The organism is Prosthecobacter sp. (genome assembly GCF_044227185.1).
GTDB lineage: Bacteria > Verrucomicrobiota > Verrucomicrobiia > Verrucomicrobiales > Verrucomicrobiaceae > Prosthecobacter.
Genome location: NZ_JBGAFO010000004.1, coordinates 1 through 15,664, shown reverse-complemented (window position 1 = coordinate 15,664; position 15,664 = coordinate 1). Strand labels below are relative to the sequence as shown.

Annotated in this window: 12 protein-coding genes and 1 pseudogene; 3 read left to right on the top strand and 10 right to left on the bottom strand. The window is 57.8% G+C overall.

Translation table 11 applies throughout. The features are described from left to right. Positions 1-13: 13 nt before the first annotated feature. Together ACILSQ_RS10645 and ACILSQ_RS10640 are read right to left on the bottom strand one after the other, a co-directional pair. Positions 14-724 (bottom strand): prolyl oligopeptidase family serine peptidase, encoded by a 711-nt coding sequence (locus ACILSQ_RS10645; RefSeq protein ID WP_395743602.1) that lies wholly within the window; start codon positions 722-724, stop codon positions 14-16. 43 nt (positions 725-767) lie between these two features. Then, the gene (locus ACILSQ_RS10640; protein ID WP_395743601.1) at positions 768-1,463 is read right to left on the bottom strand and encodes a zinc metallopeptidase; all 696 of its coding nucleotides are present in this window, start codon (positions 1,461-1,463) and stop codon (positions 768-770) included. A gap of 98 nt (positions 1,464-1,561) precedes the next feature. Here ACILSQ_RS10640 and ACILSQ_RS10635 point away from each other — a divergent pair, with 98 nt between their 5' ends. The 3 genes from ACILSQ_RS10635 (at position 1,562) to ACILSQ_RS10625 (ending at position 8,502) form a co-directional block, all read left to right on the top strand. Continuing rightward, positions 1,562-2,575, top strand: a complete 1,014-nt coding sequence (locus ACILSQ_RS10635) for a hypothetical protein (protein ID WP_395743600.1) — start codon at positions 1,562-1,564, stop codon at positions 2,573-2,575. A 158-nt stretch (positions 2,576-2,733) separates the two neighbouring features. Next, on the top strand, positions 2,734-3,582 hold the full coding sequence (locus tag ACILSQ_RS10630) for a hypothetical protein (RefSeq protein ID WP_395743599.1): 849 nt from the start codon (positions 2,734-2,736) through the stop codon (positions 3,580-3,582). Between the two features lie 903 nt (positions 3,583-4,485). After that, positions 4,486-8,502 carry a TIR domain-containing protein gene (locus ACILSQ_RS10625; RefSeq protein WP_395743598.1) on the top strand — a complete coding sequence of 1,339 codons (4,017 nt, stop codon included), beginning with the start codon at positions 4,486-4,488 and terminating at the stop codon, positions 8,500-8,502. A gap of 468 nt (positions 8,503-8,970) precedes the next feature. On the opposite strand, the gene ACILSQ_RS10620 is transcribed toward ACILSQ_RS10625, so the two are convergent. From ACILSQ_RS10620 to ACILSQ_RS10585, 8 genes and pseudogenes are all read right to left on the bottom strand, one after another. Further along, positions 8,971-9,759: a succinate dehydrogenase/fumarate reductase iron-sulfur subunit gene (locus ACILSQ_RS10620; RefSeq protein ID WP_395743597.1), complete on the bottom strand. Its 789-nt coding sequence runs from the start codon at positions 9,757-9,759 to the stop codon at positions 8,971-8,973. A gap of 26 nt (positions 9,760-9,785) precedes the next feature. After that, a complete protein-coding gene (locus ACILSQ_RS10615) occupies positions 9,786-10,361 on the bottom strand; it encodes a DUF6036 family nucleotidyltransferase (protein ID WP_395743596.1) in 576 nt (191 codons plus the stop codon). Next, a complete protein-coding gene (locus tag ACILSQ_RS10610; RefSeq protein ID WP_395743595.1) occupies positions 10,354-10,641 on the bottom strand; it encodes a hypothetical protein in 288 nt (95 codons plus the stop codon). The genes ACILSQ_RS10615 and ACILSQ_RS10610 overlap by 8 nt, the downstream gene beginning before the upstream one ends. Positions 10,642-10,663: 22 nt before the next feature. Beyond that, positions 10,664-12,520: a fumarate reductase/succinate dehydrogenase flavoprotein subunit gene (locus tag ACILSQ_RS10605; protein ID WP_395743594.1), complete on the bottom strand. Its 1,857-nt coding sequence runs from the start codon at positions 12,518-12,520 to the stop codon at positions 10,664-10,666. Between the two features lie 85 nt (positions 12,521-12,605). Next, positions 12,606-13,310: a succinate dehydrogenase cytochrome b subunit gene (locus tag ACILSQ_RS10600; RefSeq protein ID WP_395743593.1), complete on the bottom strand. Its 705-nt coding sequence runs from the start codon at positions 13,308-13,310 to the stop codon at positions 12,606-12,608. A gap of 357 nt (positions 13,311-13,667) precedes the next feature. Beyond that, positions 13,668-14,804: a transposase gene (locus ACILSQ_RS10595; protein WP_395743592.1), complete on the bottom strand. Its 1,137-nt coding sequence runs from the start codon at positions 14,802-14,804 to the stop codon at positions 13,668-13,670. Between the two features lie 169 nt (positions 14,805-14,973). Next, entirely contained in the window at positions 14,974-15,336 is a 363-nt protein-coding gene (locus tag ACILSQ_RS10590; RefSeq protein WP_395743591.1) for a hypothetical protein, read from the bottom strand. 28 nt (positions 15,337-15,364) lie between these two features. Then, a pseudogene (locus tag ACILSQ_RS10585) lies at positions 15,365-15,664 on the bottom strand (acetyl-CoA C-acetyltransferase); the annotation flags it as partial.

The following is a 15,664-nucleotide window of genomic DNA, read 5'->3' as shown; positions in this document are numbered from 1 at the left end:
GCTGCGTCTTCACTCATGGCTGCTTCTGCTCAAACAGCCACGTCCAAAAGTCTGGATTGTCATAGGTCCGCGTCCACGAATCATGCCCCACTCCGGGATAGATGGTGAATTTGACGGGGGCGTCGATCTTTTTCAGGGCATCGTAAATCTTCTGGCTGTTCTCGATGGGAACGGCGCCGTCCTTGTCGCCGTGAAAAATCCAGCAGGGCATGTGCTTGAGACGTGCAGCCGTGACCCAGCGCACTCCTGCGCCGCCGCAGATGGGAGCAATGGCCGCGTAGGTGTCCGGATACTCAAACGCCGTCTCCCAGGTGCCAAAGCCACCCATGCTGATGCCGGTGAGATACACCCGCCTGGGGTCCACGCTCAGCGTTTTGATCAGATGATCCGTCACCGCTTTGACGCCGTGCGGATTCCACAGGTGGTTGTTTTCACACTGCAGGCTGGCGATGACGGCCGGAAACTTCTGCCCTGCGGCCAGCAGCTTTGGCGGGCCATGCTTTTTGAGCAGTTCCAGATCATTGCCACGTTCGCCGGAGCCGTGGAGAAAGATCACCAGCGGCCATTTTTGATCCTTGTTTGCTTCGTAGCCGTCGGGCTTGCTCAGAAGGTAGCGGTAGTTGACCTTGATGACGAAATCGCCGGTGAATGACTCCGGCGTCTGGGTGTCCGCGAGCAGGAGAGAGGTGGAGGCGAAAAGGAGAAGAGCGGCGATTTTGAACATGGAAGCACCAACGTGACGCATGCGCGATGACTTGCCAGTCAGATCACTGCGGCCGCATCTTTCCAGTGCCGGGCAGGGCGCTGAAGAAGAAATAGCGTGGAGAGCGCAATAGATCTCCGACTTCACGGATGGCCATGCAGAAGAGCAGTTCATCCAGCCGGCCGGCGGCCTGAGGGTGGTTCTTGAGATGCTCGTCCAGAAAACGGCGCAGGCGCTTGTTGGCGTTGAATTCGGAGGGCAGGCTGCCGAGGTTCAGCAGGAGCAGCAGCACGATCACGCAGGCGGCGACAAGGAGGGCGTTCCGGCCGATCAGAATGCGGCCGATCATCAATCCCACGATGACGAAAACAGCGGCCATGGGTACATAGCGGCTCATGCGGATGCAGCTCTGCCGCCATTTGAATTCGCCGAGGGCATCACCCGTTTGCAGCGCGTGCGCCGCCTCATGCAGGGCGATGGCCCAGGCGGACAGGGTGGTGCCCTGTGCGACGTCACGGTGCAGAAACAAACGGCGGCGGGTGGGATCGAAGTAGTCTGTCACGAGGGCGTTGTGCTCCACTATCTGCACATCCTCCACGCCTTCGGATTTCAAAAACATGAGGGCGATTTCACCGCCGGTGTGCGCCGTGGGTGCATTTGCACGGGAACCCTTGAGCATCATCGAGGCATGCCGGGCCTGCGTCCAGCGGGCCAGGGTGATGCCAAGTACGAGAGCAGCGATGATGACAAGGAAGAGCATGGGAAGAGGCGGGGATCACCCTCGCAGCAATACGGGGGCTGGCAAACCCTCCATGCGTTGATCTTGCGTCAGGGCAGGGACCGTGATTGCATGCCTGCATGATTCGCTTCGCCATCCTCTGCCTGCTTGCCGCGGGTCTCTCCCATGCTGAAGACATTTTGGGACAAGGTGACTTTCGTTACCGCGTCGTACCCAACTGGGGACGTGAGGCGCTGGCGCAGGTGCATGTGAAAAACGGTCATGCCGTGGCGTTCGATGCGCAGGGGCGGCTGCTGTTTTTGACGGATGATGCGCGGAACAATGTGATCATTCTCGATGCGAAGACGGGTGCGCTGATCAAGCACTGGACGGCGCGCATGCCGGGAGCGCATGGGATGAGCGTGGTGAAGGAAGGAGGGCGTGAGGTGCTCTTCATCACGGACACGCAGCTGCATGAGGTGCGCAAGCTGACGCTGGATGGCGAGGAGCTGGCGCAGTATCCGTGGCCGCAGGTGGCGAAGCTGCATGCGAGCGCGAATGAGTACCGGCCTTCGAAGACGATCCATTTTCCGAACGGGGAGTTTTGTGTGTTTGACGGGTATGGGAAGGACTACATTTTTCACTACAAGGGTGATGGGACGCTGCTGAGGTGGTGGGGTGGGAATCTGGGGGAAGGGGAGGATCAACTGAAGCATTGGGGGCCGCATGGAGGGGCTTTGAATGTGTCGGATTCGGCAAAAAAACGCATCATCATCGCCATGAGCGATCAGCAGGAGATTAAGAGGTTTACCGAGGACGGGCATTTCATTGACAAAATCGCGATGCCGGGCGGGAATCCGCGGGACATTGTGTTTTGGGGAGAACATGTGATTGTGCCGCATCTGGGGGACCAGTGGCCGAAGGACAAGAACTCGCCGGGGTTCATTTCGATTGTGGACCGGGAGTATCGGATTGTGTCGAACATCGGGGCGCCGGGGGCGGTTTATGAGGGCGGGGTGCTGCAGGTGATGAAGAGTGACGGGAGGACCTTCATTCATCCGCATGGGGTGGCTGTGGATGCTGAAGGGAATCTTTATGTGGCGCAGTTTGCCTCGGCGGCGGCGCCGCTGCTGAAGCTGGAGAGGGTGAAGTGAGTTTGGTAACGGAGATGACGGCCTACGGAACACACGGAACAAACGGAAAATGACCCTGTCCCAAGCCTTTTCGGAGTATTCCGGGTGTGGCCCAGGCCATCTGTTCTGGCTTTTAAGGTGGATGCAACTTTTGGGCGGTGCGTGGGTTATTAGCTGCGATGAACACGGAGACCAGCTATCAGGTTGCCAAGAAGACGGAGCGGCGGAAAATGGCCGGCATGCGTCTTTTGGTTCTATTTTTTGCGCTCGCCACGGCGGCTGTGGCCCAGTCTGAAGGAGGGGAGAAACCCACGCCGCCGCCACCCCCGCCGCCGAAGCCGGGGGAGCCGCCGCCACGTTCTGAAGGGGACCGCCATGGCGGGCCGGGGATGATGCATGGGAGAGGGGGGCCGCCGCGGGGGTTTGACGGGTTTGAAAAGCTTTCCGATGCGGAGAAGGCGAAGGTGCGCGCGGCGTTTGAGAAGGCGTGGCAGCGGCCGGAGGTGATGGAGGCGCGGGACAAGGCGCTGCGGGCGAACGAGGAGATGCGCAACACGCTGCACGGGGCGCTGAAGGAGATTGATCCGGAGGTGGTGGGGATTTTGGAGAAGATCAAGCCGCAGTTTCCGATGGACCAGCGGGGGCTGCCGGAGATGCCGAAGCCGGACTCTCCGCAGTTTGCGCAGATGGCGGCGATTCGGATGGGGGCTGAGCTGCAGTCGATCTCAAGGCCTGAGCGACGGGATGAGGCGCGGGGATTTCATGAGCGGCTGATGCAACTGCCGCGGGTGAAGGAGGCGCTGGCGAGGATGGATGCGCTGCCTCCTGGGGAGCGGCTTGAGGCGTTCAAGAAGTTCCGTGAGATCTATCGCGAGGCGGCTGGGCAGGAGTTTATGAAGTTCCGTGAGCGGATGGGAGGAGAGTCGAAGGAGGGGGGATTTCGTCGTCCGCCGGCGGAGCAGGACAACAAGCCGGGGCCGCCGCCGGGGCCTCCTCCGGGGCCGCCGCCTGGGGAGCCGAAGAGGTGAGAGGGAGGGGAAGTTTGCGGTCCATCCTTCGCTAAGCTTCGGAGGAGACCTTGTTGCGGTGGTTTGCGATTGTTGGCTGTGGTTTGTCCGGAGTTCCGGAGGTTACAACGCAGAGATTAGAAGACCGCAGAGTGGGGGAGGGGGAATTGGCGGTTGTTGGCAATGGTTTTTCCGGAGTTCCGGAGGGATGGCCGGACTGGGAGATGTGGTGGCGGTGGGAGGTTCGGGTTTGCCGCAGTGGGGCAGAGAGGCAGAGGGGGCGAGAGAGAGGAGACAATGAGACCATCAGATGGCCGAAAGAGCGGAAAGAGGATGAAAAAGTGGGGGACGGAGACTGGCGGACAATGGTTGGGGAAGCGGGAGAGGGAAGACCGTGAGACGATCCGATGGGGAGACAATCGGATGGCCGAAATCCGTGCTTCGCCCTTTGGGCTACGAAGGACGGAGAATGGGAAAGAGAGGGAAAAAAAAGAAGAGGATCAGGCTGCGGGCTGTCAGATGATCCAGAGGGGCAACGCCCATCCACGGAGGGCAGCCAGAGATTGGGAGAACGCGGAGAGGGCTGTTGAGGAGTGACTTGATTGGGGGCTGCCCGTCCTTCGCTCTTCGAGCTTCGGAGGGTGCGCTTCGCGCAGAGGCGGCTTTGGGAGGCTGCTGATGGGGATGAGGTGGGTGAGTTGAGGAGATGCGGGTGTCGTTCGCTAAATTTTCTGCACCCCGCCCCCAACTATCCCGTTTAATACCTCATGGCTTTCGATGTGGCGTCCCGGACAAACCTGTCTCTCCACCAGTGCGAATGGTTTACAAAAAGCATGACAAATCCGCTGCCTAGACGCAGCAATTTCTTGCTATTCAATGGGCCTCCGCTTTCTTAACCGATATCCCTCGTTCCGGACCCAAAGAATGCCTGACGATCTCCAGTTTGATGTCTTTCTGAGCTACAGCACCAAGGACAGAGAGGTCGTCTACGGCATCGCGGAACAGCTTAAGAGTGACGGCGTAAAAGTTTGGTTTGATGAATGGCAAATCAAAGTGACGGAGGGTGTAAATTTGGGTGCCAAACCCTCTCTTAAGGAGAGGGCTGCTGCAAAGCTCAGGGATGAGCTAGATAGAAAGAAAAAGATAGAGGAAGGATTGGAGCGTTCACGTATGCTGGTGCTCTGTATGTCAGCCAATGCATTCGGGACCGATTGGGCAGAATTGGAGCCTTACACCTTCCGCTTCCGCGACCCACTGAACAAGGAACGTCGATTTTTGCCTTTGCGCCTCGATGATACTCCAATTAAAGCTTCATTAGCACAATTAGTTTATTTGGATTGGAGAGCGTCGTCCAGTCCCAAAGAGTATGAGAGATTTGTGCGATTTTGTGTTGGGACACGCCATAGCGCATCACAGTTCAACATTGATAAACATATCCCGTTTTGCATTGGTCAAGCCGCGGCTATAAATTGTGTGGAAATAAGAAAGTCGCATAGACAGATTATTACTGGTTCAGCAGATGGCACCATTCGCTTATGGGATGGCCGAACAGGGCAATGTCTACGAATCATGGAATGTCATCAAGGTGCCATCAGGTGTTTGGCTATTAGTCCCGACAGTGCAAGCCTTTTGTCAGGTTCAACAAACGGAAGCGCGCTCCTATGGGATCTTAACAGCGGCGTGTTGGTTCAGGAGTTCGAAGTTAATGATGGATGGATCGTAGGTGTTCAATTTCTCGATGATGGGCACAGGGCCGCAGCAAAATCTTATAATGGTGATGTCTGGCTACTGGATCTAGACACAGGGCTTGCCTCTGCGTCGGCTGGGGGAATGTTTTCTTATGCTGTGTTTTCAAAAAATTCAGGTAGCTGGGCTCTTATCGACTCGGTAAGGCTTGGGAAAACATTGGAAGTTACAGCTGGCACTTGGGCGGAAAGTAAAAAGGACAAAAAAAAGAGTTATTGGATAGAAAACAAGACTACCCTGAAAGGCCACTCAGCCAAAATATGGTCTATTTCGTTTAGTAAAAGTGGTCGGAATGCCGTTTCGGTTTCCGTCGATCGAACTGTGCGGTTCTGGGACCTAGATCGTCAGATGTGTCGTGGCATTGCAAAAACCGATTCGTTTTGTTCCGTGCTGAGCCTTGGCAGCGAAAGTGACATGGTGGTGGTTGGCTCACTAAGTCAGACAGCTACATATTGGGATATACGCAAAGGTGAGATTGTTCGGAAGTTCAAAGGGCACAAGAAAGGTTCTGGAATTCATGCTAGCGCTTTGTCGTGTGACAATGCGTTTGCTGTCACGGGAGCGGAACATGGTGAAATGTTGATGTGGGAAACTGCATCTGGGAGGCTGCTCCATAGGTTCGAAGGTCATGAAGACAATATCGGTATTATCGCCATAGCCGAGAATGGAAAATTCGTTGTTTCAGGTAGTGATGATTGCACGGTTCGAATTTGGTCGTGCGAAGACGGAAGTCGTCTGCACATACTCAAGGGACACCAAAAACATATTACATCGATTGCGGTTGATCGAAATTGCCAGCGTATCGTTTCCGCTTCTGTCGATCAAACATTACGTGTCTGGAATGCACAGTCAGGGGAGTGCGTTTTCGTCTTGGAGGGACATAAGTCAGGTGTTTGGTCTACGGCTATTAGTAAAGATGGCCGCTGGGCTGTGTCCGGCTCCGGAAGTGAACAATTGCTTCAGGATTACATTGTACGTGTTTGGGATCTGAACTCTGGTTTATGTGTCAAGGAACTTGTCGGCCATACCGACGTAGTGATTGGCGTTCAGATACTCAACAATGGAAAAATTATTTCTGGCGGCGGTAATGGATTGGTTTATTCATGGGAATATACTCTTCCTTGCGATGAAGACAGCTTGACTTCGAGATGGGATGACCAGGTTCAATATTCCAATGCTAAAGTCCTGCTTGTTGGGGAAACTCACGCGGGAAAAACCGGATTAACAAATCGTCTAGCGAATGGCGAATGGAAGCCGAGCGAAGATTCCACAGTGGGAGCATGGTCCACACAACTAAAGTTGAAAGACGATAACATCGGGCAGGGGGTAGATCGGGAAATTTGGTTATGGGATTTCGGTGGGCAGGCGGATCAGAGGCTCATTCATCAGCTCTTCATGGACAGAGCCGCGCTTATATTGTTGCTGTTCAATGCTGATCAGGACGATGTCCTCCCAGGACTGCGTGACTGGCAAACGGCTCTACGACGCAGCGTAAAGGAGAAAATCCCATGCTATCTTGTAGCTGGACGAATTGACACCGGTTTCAAGGCGAGCCGAGGAAAACTACAAGCCTTCGCGAGGGAACAAGGTCTGGTGTACCACGAGACAAGCGCGAAAACGGGGGAGGGCTGCGATCAACTACGTATAGCTATGATTTGTAGCATCCAGTGGTCACAGATGGAAAGGCGGACGTCGCCACGCATCTTTAAACTGATAAAAGATGAAATCCTGAAACTGCGGGACGAAGGGCTGGTGCTACATACATTCAAAGAATTACGTGAATTATTGTGGCGGCGCCTCCCCGACGAACCACGCTTTACTGATGAAATATTACAGACTGTTGTTGTTCTTTTGGACGGCCCTGGTGTGTTGAAGGAACTTGATTACGGGACTTATATTTTGCTCGCACCAGAATGGATTAATGCATACGCGCAAGCCGTGATTCGCACTCTACGTAGTGCGGAGAATGATTTGGGCGTTTTGCCAATCCGAAGCATCGCGGAAGGTAAGTTAATTTATCAAAGCATAGGACGCGACGGGACTGCGGTGGAGATGAAACGTCTGCCTCCTCCCGAGGAGCGCATCGTTCTAAGCGAGATGGAGCGCCAGCTAGAGCGGCGAGGCCTCTGTTTGCGCCAAGGAGATAAGCTCGTTTTTCCGAGTCATTGCGGACGTGATCGTCCAGCCGTAATAGAGCACCCATCGGTCTTTGTGAGCTATGCGGTGAAGGGATTTCTTGATGACATCTATGCAACGCTGGTGGTGAAGCTGGCGGATAGCGAGTCTTTCAAACTCAAGGAGCTCTGGCGCGACGCTGCGGACTTTGTAACGCTAGCCGGCGACTACCATATGGGAATTAAACTCACGCGTGAGAGCGGCAGTGATGGAGATATCAGTGTGTATTTCGGAAAAGGCGTCACACAAGAAGAGCAGGTGATTTTTGCAAATTATATCGATGCCCATCTTGGGCGGTCTTGCGAGGAAGCTCAGCGATTGCGGCATTACGTTTGCCCTCATTGTAACGCTCCCAAAGGCAACTCTCAAGTTTTGATGAGAAAGTTAATGGAAAAAAAGCAAGACGCCGACACGGAATGCGATGGGTGTGGCAAGCGATTTCTTCTGTGGGATGCTTTAGAGAAAAAATTTGCCAGTGATGAAGTGATGAAACAGGTAATTGAACTGCAAGTTGTTGATTCCTTGAGGCTCGATTCACGTCGCAAAGGTAAGTTGCTCGCTCTTGAAGTTGGTGCACGCATCACTAGCGCAGACCAAAAATGTTTCGAGATACCTGCCACCGAGGATGAAGGTATCGATATGGAACTGGAGTTCACGGACGACGAGGGAAGAGGCACGGGCCAACGCCTTTACTTGCAACTCAAGTCTGGTAACTCATACCTTGAAAAGCGAAAGAGCGGCACGGAGATTTTTACAATTAGAGAACAAAGATGGGTAGAGTACTGGTTGGCGCAATCCAATCCAGTGATGCTGGTGATCGGCACATTCTCCGAGGGCGGTGTGAGAGCTGCGGGAAAGGACAAAGTGGAATTCTCTGATGTGCGCTGGATGGAAATCAGTAGTGTTCTCAAGCGAGAAAGTGCGAACGGAACAAAACCGGTTAAACAGATCGAGTTTAAAGGTGAGCGGCTGGATATGAGCAGCGTGCGGCGGTGGCGGGAGAAAATGCTGAAAGTCTGACGAGGCCGTCCAAATAGAAGAGTCTTCGCTATTTGGAGTGGGTACAACACGGACGCTGCCATTGGAACGAAGCATCGTCCACCAGGGTATTAAGTGTCAAGGAACTGCCTGAGGTGGGTAGGACTGTGCTCTTCTCGAAGCCCATAGCGACGGCTTTCCGAAGGGCAAGCTGCTAAATGGCGCGGTGTGGTGGAGAAAGCTTTGAGTTTGCTTTCCGGAGGGGGCGTTTTTATCCAGGGGTGGCGCTCCTTCGTCGCTGACCCCTGGCTACCTTCTTGATTTGCCTGCGGCTGTCTTCGCTTCGCTACGGCTCTCCGGGATCGAAGAGCGGTCGTGCGATGCTACATGCTAAAAAAGAGACAAGCCGAGCTTGCCGCTTCCGCGAAGGCTGTGGTTCGCGATGATCTCGCAGTCAGAACAGCTGATGCTGTGAGATAAGGGCGGTCTTTGAAGAGGGGGAAATCGGGATCAATCTCCGCCGCCGGCTTCTTTGCGGGTGTTGCCGAAGGCTTCTTTGATGGAGGCGGCGGCGTAGTCGCGGTTGAGTTTGGTGATCCAGCGGACGCTGATGCCTTTGGGGCAGGCGGCTTCGCATTCGTATTGGTTGGTGCAGTTGCCGAAGCCTTCCTTGTCCATCTGGCGGACCATGCCGAGGGTGCGGCGGTCTTTTTCGGGGCGGCCCTGGGGGAGGGAATTGAGCTGGCCGGCTTTGGCGGAGACGAAGAGCATGGCGCTGGCGTTTTTGCAGGCGGCGACGCAGGCGCCGCAGCCGATGCATTCGGCGGCGTCCATGGCGGCGTCGGCGACTTCTTTGCCGATGGGGATGGCATTGGCGTCCTGGGGGGCGCCGGTGCGGACGGTGACGAAGCCGCCGGCCTGCTGGATGCGGTCGAAGGAACTGCGGTCGATCATGAGGTCCTTGAGGACGGGGAAGGCGCGGGCGCGGAAGGGCTCGATCCAGATGGTGTCTCCGGTGCGGAACTTGCGCATGTGGAGCTGGCAGGTGGTGGTGGCTTTTTCGGGGCCGTGGGGGATGCCATTGATCTGCATGGAGCACATGCCGCAGATGCCTTCGCGGCAGTCGTGATCAAAGGCGACGGGGTCTTCGCCTTTGGAGATGAGGCGCTCATTGACGATGTCCATCATCTCCAGGAAGGAGGCGTGATCGGGGATGTCCGGGGCGTCGATGTCCTGGAAGTGGCCGGGCTGGGTGCCGTTCTGACGCCAGACTTTGAGGTGCAGATTGAGTTGAGACATGGAGGGGCAATTATGAATGATGAAAATTAGGCGGCGAGGGCGATTTCGTGGCTGATCTGCGCCAGGTTGAGGTGGATCCAGCGCGTTTCGCCGACGTAGTGGTCGAGGGCTTCAGTGGCGCGGGTCTGGAGCTGGGCGACAGTGAAGCGTTTCAACTGCGCCAGGGCCAGAATATCGGCCTGATCGTTGGAGGAAAATCTGGAGAGCTTGGAGACTGCGAGGTCAACGGGACAGAAGACGAGCAGGTGGATGAGACGACGCTCGTTGCCGATGCCTTCCCATGCGATGCAGCTCTCGCGATGATCGGGATGCAGGAGGGCGAAGGTATCGTTGTAAGTGGTGTCGAAGTAGATGCTGGAGCGGGTTCCCGTCTCGCGCATGTAATCGATGACGAGTTCTTCAAAAGGCAGGATCAGGCGACGGGAGAAGGTGGCGTCCACATCATCCGTGTAACGTGTGCCGCAGTAGTAGTGAACGGCCATGCCACCAGCGAGATACATCTGGACGGGCTCGCCGGCGTAGCCGCTCTCGCGCAGGAAGCCGTCAATGCGGTCCATCATTTCTCCCATGGCACGGGTCAGATCTGGATGAAGGCTATGCATGACGCAGCCTCCTTTTGAGCGAGTTGGCGAACCGTGGGGTGTCGAAGCGGAGGGAGCGAGCGAGGGTGCCGAAGGTGGTTTCGGCTCCGTTCAGCAATTTGCGAGCGGCGGAGCGGAGGCCTTGCTGATGGCCGAACCAGTCCACGCCGGCGAGGAAGAGGCAGACGGCGGCCATCTCCTGCTTTTCGATGGGGGCGAAGGTGGTCCACGCGTCTTCGCGGAACTCCCCGCGCTGGGTGGCGCAGAAGTGGAGGAGTTCGGACTCGGATTCGCGGGTCATTGCCTGGCGGAGGATGATTGCCTTACTTGTAGCTGCGGACGGCGAGGTGGACTTCTTCGAAGGTGAGGGGCTCTTTGTTGAGGATGGGCTGGCTGAGATTGCCGGTGTATTCCCAGGCGGCGGCGTAGCTGAAGTTTTCGTCGTCGCGCTTGGCTTCGCCATCGGGGTACTGGTACTCGGAGCGGAAGTGGCCGCCGCAGCTTTCTTCGCGGTGGCGGGCGTCGAGGCAGAGGAGCTCGGCGAACTCCATGAAGTCGGCGACGCGGCCGGCTTTTTCGAGTTCGGGATTGGTGAAGTCGCCGCTGCCGGGGACTTTGACATTTTGCCAGAATTCTTCGCGGAGCTCGGGGATGCGCTTGATGGCTTCGGTGAGGCCTTCGCGGGTGCGGGCCATGCCGCATTTGTCCCAGACGAGGAGGCCGAGCTCGCGGTGGAAGCTGTCCACGCTGCGCTTGCCGTTGATGTTGAGGAATTTTTTGGTCTGCGCGGTGCAGTTTTCGACGGCCTTTTTGAACTCGGGGTGCTCGGTGGTGATGCTGCCGGGCTTCTGGCCGACGAGGTAGTTTGCGATGGTGGTGGGGATGACGAAGTAGCCGTCTGCGAGGCCCTGCATGAGGGCGGAGGCGCCGAGGCGGTTGGCGCCGTGGTCGGAGAAGTTTGCTTCACCCAGCACGTGGAGGCCGGGGAGATTGCTCATGAGATTGTAGTCCACCCAGAGGCCGCCCATGGTGTAGTGGACGGCGGGGTAGATGCGCATGGGGCGCTTGTAGGCGCTCTCTCCGGTGATGCGCTCGTACATGTCGAAGAGATTGCCGTAGCGCTCGGCGATGGTTTTGGCGCCGAACTGCTGGATGGCTTCTGCGAAGTCGAGATAGACGCCGCGACCGCCGGGGCCGACGCCGCGGCCGTCATCGCAGGCTTCTTTGGCGGCGCGGGAGGAGATGTCGCGGGGGGCGAGATTGCCGAAGGAGGGGTATTTGCGCTCGAGGTAGTAGTCGCGGTCGGCTTCGGGGATTTGATCGGGGGCTTTGCCGCAGTCTTCTTTTTTCTTGGGGACCCAGACGCGGCCGTCGTTGCGGAGGGACTCGGACATGAGCGTGAGCTTGCTCTGGTAGTCGCCGCTGACGGGGATGCAGGTGGGGTGGATCTGGGTGTAGCAGGGATTGGCAAAGAAGGCGCCTTTGCGGTGGGCGTAGCCGCCGGTGCAGAGGAGCACGGCATCGCCGGCGTGGGACTCGATTTTGCCGGTGACGAGGTCGCGGGTGACGATGCCTTTGGCGTGGCCCTCGACGGTGACGAGGTCGAGCATCTCGGTGCGGGGGTACATCTTGACGCCGCCGGCGGCGATTTCCTTGTTGAGGGCGGAGTAGGCGCCGAGGAGGAGCTGCTGGCCGGTCTGGCCGCGGGCGTAGAAGGTACGGCTGACCTGGGCGCCGCCGAAGGAGCGATTGGCGAGCATGCCGCCGTATTCGCGGGCGAAGGGGACGCCCTGGGCGACGCACTGGTCGATGATGTTGACGCTGACTTCGGCGAGGCGATGGACATTGGCCTCACGGGCGCGGAAGTCGCCGCCTTTGACGGTGTCGTAGAAGAGGCGGTGGACGCTGTCGCCGTCGTTCTGGTAGTTTTTGGCGGCATTGATGCCGCCCTGGGCGGCGATGGAGTGGGCGCGGCGGGCGCTGTCCTGGAAGCAGAAGCATTTTACCTTGTAGCCGAGCTCCGAGAGGGTGGCGGCGGCGGAGGCGCCTGCGAGGCCGCTGCCGACGACGAGGACGGTGAACTTGCGCTTGTTCTTCGGATTGATGAGCTTGGAGTCCTGCTTGTGCTTGGACCACTTCATGGCCATCGGGCCGGAGGGGATGTTGGAATTGAGGGACATGACTTTTGAAATGTCGAAGGACGAAGGGCGAAGGACGGGGGCCGAATGACGAAACCAGAATGAGGAATGACGAATGCCGGAGGGATCAGCGGCCGTAGTGGAAGAAGTAGATGGCGACGGGGATGGAGCAGTTGCCGATGAGGATGAGGAGGGCGAAGAGGTAGCCGAGCTTTTTGAAGAGGGGCTCTGATTTGTCTGTGGAGATGCCGAGGGTCTGGAAGAGGCTGCTGAAGCCGTGGCTGAGGTGGCTGGTGAGGAGGACCATGGCGATGATGTAGAACGCGACGGCGGGGAACCAGGAGAAGCCGGCGATGACCATGCGATAGACGTCATGCACGGTGTGGCCTTCGAGGGTGGTCTTGTAGGTGCCGTAGTCGTTGCCGGCGTGGATGGTGAAGTGGAGGAGGTGGTAAACGATGAAGGCGAGGATGGTGAGGCCGCTCCAGATCATGATGCGGGAGGAGGGGCTGCAGACCTGGGCCTTGTGCTGGGCGTAGGCGGAGGTGCGGGCGGCGCGGTTTGCCCGGGTGAGGGAGATGGTGGCGACGATGTGGATGAGGACGGCGAGAAGGAGGCCGAGGCGGGCGAGCCAGACGCCGGTGCCGTGGAGCATGGTCTGGAGCATGTGGCCGTATTCATTGATGGCGTCGCGGCCGACGAAGATCAGGAGATTGCCGATCATGTGGCCGACAACGAAGCCGAAAAGGATGAGGCCGGTGAGGGCCACGAGAATCTTTTTGCCAATGGAGGAGGCGTAAAATCGGGAAAGGGAGTCAAAAACAGCGCTCATGTGGGGAGGGCTTTCATCATGAACATACGAAGGGGCTGCGCAAGCCGGAGCGTGCATTTTTCGATGGGGGTGGCTGCTGCGAAGGGGTCTCAATGGGGGGGGGGTAAGCGCGATGCCTAGCGGGGCTGGATGCTGGATGCTGGATGCTGGATGCTGGATGCTGGATGCTGGATGGTGGATGGTGGATGGTATCAGAGGCGAATGCGGAATTTTGGGGATGCCTGTGTCGTTTGAGCCAGTGATCATCAGGTGGATGCGGGAGAAGCGAGGGGACAGGCTGGCGGCATCACGGGGATGTGAACCGCGTGTGCGATGGGTCTGGAAGGGAAAGGTGGTGCGCCGTGGGCAGGGCTGTTTTCAGCCCACAGGGCGAAGGCGCAACTGACGCAGGCTGTAGAAAGGTGCGGCTGATTCTGAAATGCGCCTGGCTCCGTGCTTGCGACGTGGGCCGAAGTGATCGCGGTGGGTGGTGAAGATGTCTTCGACGAAGGCTTTGCTGCCTAGGACGAGGCCGTCGGTGAAGTAGCGGACGCGGAGGCGGACCAGCTCTGCGGGGCTGAGTTTGCCTTTGGCGGCGAGGACTGCACGGGCGGAGTCGGCGGTGATGCCGCGGCGCATGATGGTTTCGTTTTGGGCGTCGCGCACTTCGCGGCCTTCGTCGTGAAGGAGGCAGCGGTAGGCTTCGGCGGCACCGGCGGATCGCCAGCCGTCCACGGGTTTGCCGAGGGCTTTGCAGAGACCGCGCTGGGCTCGGCGGCTACCGCTGAGGGCTTCGGCGTAGCCGCACCAGCGGTAGTCTTTGGGGTCTTTGACAAGGCCGGCGCGGACGGGGTTGAGATCGATGTAGGCGGCCATGGTGCGGAGAGGCTCGCCTTTGCCTTCGACGAGGACGCTTTTGAAGCGATCCATCCAGAGGGTGCCGCGGCGGGAGTGGCGCTTGTTGTACCAGCGGCTGAAACGCTCTTTGATTTCTTTGACGAAGAGGGAGAGATCGCAGAAGCGTTTTTTGAGGGCTTCGATGCGCTGGGAGGCGAGGGCAGCCATGCCGCGGGTGCGGAGGTCGGCGAGTTCGTCGCGGAGGAGGGCGAGGTAGGCGCGGCTGTAGAGGATGCTGAGGTGATCGAAGAGCTTTTTTTCGCCGTCGGGGCCTTCGAAGCGCTGGAGCCAGGTCTGGCGGTGAGGCACTTCGGCAAGGAGGTGGAAGTGATTGCGCATGATGCAGTAGGTCACGACTTTGATGCCGGAGAATTCCGCCATGCGCCAGATGATGCGGCGGAGGGCTTCTTTTTCGACGTCGTCGAAATGCACTTCGCCGCCGCAGGTGCGGGACATGACGTGGTAGCAGTAGGATTCGAGGGGGCCTTTGCCGAGGATGCGATGCCTGCCGCCGGACCAGGAACGCGCGGCAGGATAGAGGCCGGTTTTGGCATTCACGCCGACGAGTTGCTCCTCAAGCGGGAGGGGCTGAGGATGAGGGGATTGGGGGAGTTTCATGGGGTGGAAGGTGGGAGGGAAGTGAGTGGAGTCAATTAACTAAATGCCTGGCATTATTTTATTGTCGCGTTCTGGCTGCGCAGGCCGCGCCGCCACCCACCGCAACCTTGCCGGCCAAGTAACCCGAGGCACAAAGAGGACGGGCATTTGGCGGTTGTTTATTCTCGACCTAATCAAAGGTTCGAATGTAGGCGTTCTCATGCAATCCCTTCTTATCTATGAAGTAGTTGAGAAACCCGCGCGCTACTGGCTTACCTTCATAACGAAGATCGCTTTCTGTCACCTCAAGAACGGCTCCGTCCTCAAATGTTACCGTGAAGGGCGGTGAAAGAGAGAGCTCTCCAAACTCTGCGGTGCCTGCGTCCCACGTCTTGCCTTTACACACTCGAAGATACGACCAAAAGTGCCATTCTACCGCCCCATTTACCACTTTCAGATGCACGTGTGGGGGTGTCGGACGACGCTTCTGACAACACACTAAAATGGGTGCAACCCAGAGGGCTCCAAAGCGGAAGAATTCTCTGAGTTTCATGTGGGCATGGGGTGCTGTGAGAATGATCTCAGGGGGAGTCGCGTTCGATGGCGAGGGCGATGCCCATGCCGCCGCCGATGCAGAGGGAGGCGATGCCGCGGCGGAGGTTGTTGTCTTCGAGGTGGTGGAGGAGGGTGACGAGGACGCGGGCGCCGCTGGCGCCGATGGGGTGGCCGAGGGCGATGGCGCCGCCGCGGGGGTTGAGCTTGGTGGTGTCCAAGTTCAGTTCTTTGGCGCAGCCGAGGGCCTGGACGGCGAAGGCTTCGTTGATTTCGATGGCGTCGATTTCGTGGAGGTTCCAGCCGGTGAGGGTGCAGAGTTTTTTGAT

What these genes read in the sequence shown, in the direction of transcription:
- ACILSQ_RS10620 (WP_395743597.1), bottom strand. Translation starts at nt 9,759, where the DNA reads ATGTCTCAACTCAATCTGCACCTCAAAGTCTGGCGTCAGAACGGCACC.
- ACILSQ_RS10605 (WP_395743594.1), bottom strand. Translation starts at nt 12,520, where the DNA reads ATGTCCCTCAATTCCAACATCCCCTCCGGCCCGATGGCCATGAAGTGG.
- ACILSQ_RS10610 (WP_395743595.1), bottom strand. Translation starts at nt 10,641, where the DNA reads ATGACCCGCGAATCCGAGTCCGAACTCCTCCACTTCTGCGCCACCCAG.
- ACILSQ_RS10625 (WP_395743598.1), top strand. Translation starts at nt 4,486, where the DNA reads ATGCCTGACGATCTCCAGTTTGATGTCTTTCTGAGCTACAGCACCAAG.
- ACILSQ_RS10640 (WP_395743601.1), bottom strand. Translation starts at nt 1,463, where the DNA reads ATGCTCTTCCTTGTCATCATCGCTGCTCTCGTACTTGGCATCACCCTG.
- ACILSQ_RS10615 (WP_395743596.1), bottom strand. Translation starts at nt 10,361, where the DNA reads ATGCATAGCCTTCATCCAGATCTGACCCGTGCCATGGGAGAAATGATG.
- ACILSQ_RS10635 (WP_395743600.1), top strand. Translation starts at nt 1,562, where the DNA reads ATGATTCGCTTCGCCATCCTCTGCCTGCTTGCCGCGGGTCTCTCCCAT.
- ACILSQ_RS10600 (WP_395743593.1), bottom strand. Translation starts at nt 13,310, where the DNA reads ATGAGCGCTGTTTTTGACTCCCTTTCCCGATTTTACGCCTCCTCCATT.
- ACILSQ_RS10595 (WP_395743592.1), bottom strand. Translation starts at nt 14,804, where the DNA reads ATGAAACTCCCCCAATCCCCTCATCCTCAGCCCCTCCCGCTTGAGGAG.
- ACILSQ_RS10630 (WP_395743599.1), top strand. Translation starts at nt 2,734, where the DNA reads ATGAACACGGAGACCAGCTATCAGGTTGCCAAGAAGACGGAGCGGCGG.
- ACILSQ_RS10590 (WP_395743591.1), bottom strand. Translation starts at nt 15,336, where the DNA reads ATGAAACTCAGAGAATTCTTCCGCTTTGGAGCCCTCTGGGTTGCACCC.
- ACILSQ_RS10645 (WP_395743602.1), bottom strand. Translation starts at nt 724, where the DNA reads ATGTTCAAAATCGCCGCTCTTCTCCTTTTCGCCTCCACCTCTCTCCTG.